Source organism: Elstera sp. (assembly GCF_044372965.1).
Classification (GTDB): Bacteria; Pseudomonadota; Alphaproteobacteria; order Elsterales; family Elsteraceae; genus Elstera.
This window is the reverse complement of the sequence record NZ_JBILQX010000277.1, coordinates 1-3,367: the sequence shown is the minus strand read 5'-3', so window position 1 is coordinate 3,367 and position 3,367 is coordinate 1. Positions and strand designations below refer to the sequence as shown.

Annotated in this window: 3 protein-coding genes and 1 tRNA gene; 3 read left to right on the top strand and 1 reads right to left on the bottom strand. The window is 62.5% G+C overall.

Annotated elements, in window-relative coordinates:
* Positions 1-42: 42 nt before the first annotated feature.
* Positions 43-119: transfer RNA gene (locus tag ACIQ36_RS19495), tRNA-Met, on the top strand.
* A 37-nt stretch (positions 120-156) separates the two neighbouring features.
* On the opposite strand, the gene ACIQ36_RS19490 is transcribed toward ACIQ36_RS19495, so the two are convergent.
* On the bottom strand, positions 157-1,056 hold the full coding sequence (locus ACIQ36_RS19490; RefSeq protein ID WP_395832456.1) for a LysR family transcriptional regulator: 900 nt from the start codon (positions 1,054-1,056) through the stop codon (positions 157-159).
* A 142-nt stretch (positions 1,057-1,198) separates the two neighbouring features.
* Between ACIQ36_RS19490 and ACIQ36_RS19485 the strand changes: the two genes are divergently transcribed.
* Positions 1,199-2,584 carry an MFS transporter gene (locus ACIQ36_RS19485; protein WP_395832454.1) on the top strand — a complete coding sequence of 462 codons (1,386 nt, stop codon included), beginning with the start codon at positions 1,199-1,201 and terminating at the stop codon, positions 2,582-2,584.
* 121 nt (positions 2,585-2,705) lie between these two features.
* Positions 2,706-3,367: fumarylacetoacetate hydrolase family protein (locus tag ACIQ36_RS19480; protein WP_395832452.1), on the top strand; the 662-nt coding region annotated here is incomplete at its 3' end.

Here is a 3,367-nt window from a genome sequence, read left to right as displayed (position 1 = left end):
CACACATCACAAGCCCTCAAAAATCTCAGCCTTAAAATATAACGCGGGGTGGAGCAGCCCGGTAGCTCGTCAGGCTCATAACCTGAAGGCCGCAGGTTCAAATCCTGCCCCCGCAACCAAACAAAGCCCCGACGACGAAAATCGACGGGGCTTTTGCTATTGGCCATTCGCCCCAGCACCACAAACCTCACGCACGCAGCCTCGTAACCAACGATGGCCGGGGTCAGCCTCGTGCCGTGGGTGCCACAGCAGCGAAATCGTAATCTCCGGCACGTCCAGCGGGAAGGGATACATCCCGGCCTGGAGGGCGGCGGTATGGCGTGCGGGCACCGTGGCGATGAGATCGGACGCGCGCGCTAGCGCGAGGGCGGCTGAAAAACTACCGACGCTGATCTTGATTGCGCGCTCGAGCCCCAGCCGGGCTAAAATCGCATCGATCCCACCTTTTGCAAGGCCCCGCCGCGACACCGCGATGTGCCGCCCCGCCGCGTAGCGGGCCGCCGTCATCACGCCCTCACCAAGCGGATGTTGAGCCCTGACAACGCCGACAAAGCGATCCTGAAACAAAGCTTGCGCGCGAATTTCCGGCCCAATCGACCCATCCAAGATGCCGGTTTCAAGATCGACGCTGCCGTCGCGCAACGGGCTGCTGTCCTTATCCAATTTCGGCACAAAACGAAGCCGCACACCGGGCGCTTCCGCGTCGATCCGAGCTATTAGGGCGGGGCCGAAGGTCTCGGCAAAGCCTTCCCGCGCGCGGAGCGTGAAACTGCGCGTGAGGTGCCCGAGGTCAAGGGCTTCTAACGGTCGCAAGATCGTCTCAGCCGTGTGGACGATGTCGCGCACCTCAGCTTTCAGCGCCAGTGCGCGCGGTGAGGGGACAAGCCCCCGTCCGGCCCGCACTAAGAGGGGATCGCCCATCACCTCGCGCAACCGCGCGAGGGTTCGGCTCATCGCCGACGGGCTTAGCCGTAGCCGTTTGGCGGCGCGGGCGACGCTCTCTTCCGCGAGTAAGGCATCGAGGGCAATCAGCAAATTGAGATCGGGCATCACCATGGCGCAAGCCTAGCACGCGGCGCGCCTGATGAGGCGTTTCATGCACGAATAAACTGCAGATGCCGCGCGTTCCGCCTTATGCGGTTGCCCCTTAGGGTTTGGGTAACGTCACTCAAAGCGTTCTCAAACAAGGAAGACCAGCGTGAAACAGGCCGCGTTAAAATCGTCCGAGCGCTGGGCGCTCGGCAGCCTATGTCTTTCCATTCTGCTTGCGGCCCTCGGCACGAGCATTGCGAATGTCGCGTTGCCGACGCTGGCCCAGGCGTTTCAGGCGCCGTTTCAGGCGGTGCAGTGGGTTGTGCTCGCCTACCTTCTCGCCATAACCAGTTTGATCGTCGGGGTGGGGTGGCTGGGTGATTTCCTGGGCCGCCGTCGTCTTTTGTTGGCGGGGATGCTGCTGTTCACGGTGGCCTCGCTCCTCTGTGCCCTTAGCCCCACCCTTTGGCTGTTAATTGCCGCCCGGGCGCTCCAGGGGCTGGGGGCGGCGATTATGATGGCCCTGACGATCGCGTTTGTGAGCGAAATTGTTCCCAAAGCAAAAGCAGGGAGCGCGATCGGCCTGCTCGGAACCATGTCGGCGATTGGGACGGCGCTCGGGCCGTCCTTGGGCGGGATATTGATTGCCGAAGGGGGCTGGCGGGCAATCTTCCTCGTCAGCGTTCCCGTGGGTGGGCTGACGCTGCTGCTGGCCTATTGCACGCTTCCTGCGACGCCGCGCCAGCCGCAAGCGGGGAAATTCGATGCGCTCGGCATCCTTGTGCTAGCCCTGACGCTCGTGGCGTATGCGCTGGCCATGACGCTTGGACAGGGCCATTTCGATGTATGGAATGGGGGTTTGCTGTTAGCGGCGTGCGGGGGTTTTTGGCTATTTCTCCGGATTGAGGCGCGGGCCGCATCGCCTATTCTACCCCAGAGCTTGCTTCGCGATCCCGCTCGCTGTGCCGGGTTTATCGCCAATGGGCTGGTGTCGACGGTTATGATGGCAACATTGATTGTCGGGCCGTTTTATCTGAGCCAAGCGCTGGGCCTGAGCGAGACCGGCGTGGGGGCGGTTCTAACGCTTGGCCCCCTCCTTTCGGCCCTCAGCGGCTTTCCCGCCGGGCGGCTTGTCGATCGGTTGGGCGCGGCGGCTGCAACGCGCATCGGGCTCGGACTCATGCTCGTTGGGGCGGTTGCGCTCGCGCTCTTGCCGGTGCCGTTCGGGGTGATCGGCTATAGTGCCGCTATCGTACTTCTAACGCCGGGCTATCAACTGTTCCAAGCCGCCAACACGATGGGGATTATGGCGGAGGTTCCCGCCGATCAGCGCGGCGTTACCTCCGGTATTCTGACTCTGTCGCGCAATCTTGGGTTGATTACGGGCGCCTCGGTGATGGGGGCAACCTTCGCCTTTACGGCCCAAACATTTGGTCAGTCGGTCGCGCTGCCCGAAGCCGTGACCCTTGGCATGCAAATAACCTTCCTCTTGGCCGCGGGTTTGATTTTTGCTGCGCTCCTGCTGCACCTCGCGCCGTTTCGCCGCCCCTAATCGCCTGGGATCCATAAGCTTGGGACTGTTGCGCCCTGCCGATGGTTGTGGGAAGAGCCTTGCGTTGGGGCGGCGCGTGACTAAGGATAGCGACTCAATTTGTCGGACAAGAGGCCCTGCCATGACCCAATTCGTCTTCCCTCCCGCATCCCAAGCCTCGGTTGCGATTGCCGGGGAGGCGGCGCGGTTTCCCGTGCGGCGGATTTTCTGCGTGGGGCGCAATTACGCCGAACATTCGCGCGAAATGGGGCATAACCCGGATAAGGAAGCGCCGTTTTTCTTCTGCAAACCCGCCGATGCGGTCGTGGAGAGCGGGGCCACGATCCCCTATCCGCCGGACACGCAGAACCTGCACCATGAAATCGAACTCGTGGTAGCGCTGGTAACGGGAGGCGCTGATATTTCTGCCGAGAATGCTTTGTCCCATGTGTTCGGCTATGGCATTGGCGTCGATCTAACGCGCCGGGATTTGCAGGGTGCGGCGAAAGCCACGGGGCGGCCCTGGGACCTTGCGAAAGGCTTCGATTTATCGGCACCAATTGCGCCGCTGCATCGGGTGGAGAGTGGCGCAACCGCCAAGCAGGGCCGGATCTGGCTTTCGGTGAATGGGGTCGAGAAGCAAACCGGCGACCTTGCCGATATGATTTGGCCGGTGGCGGATGTTATCGCGTTTCTGTCGCGCTCGGTCACGCTGCAACCCGGCGATCTCATCATGACGGGAACTCCGGCAGGGGTGGGGCCGCTGGTGCCGGGCGACCAAGTGACGGGCGGTATTGCCGGGCT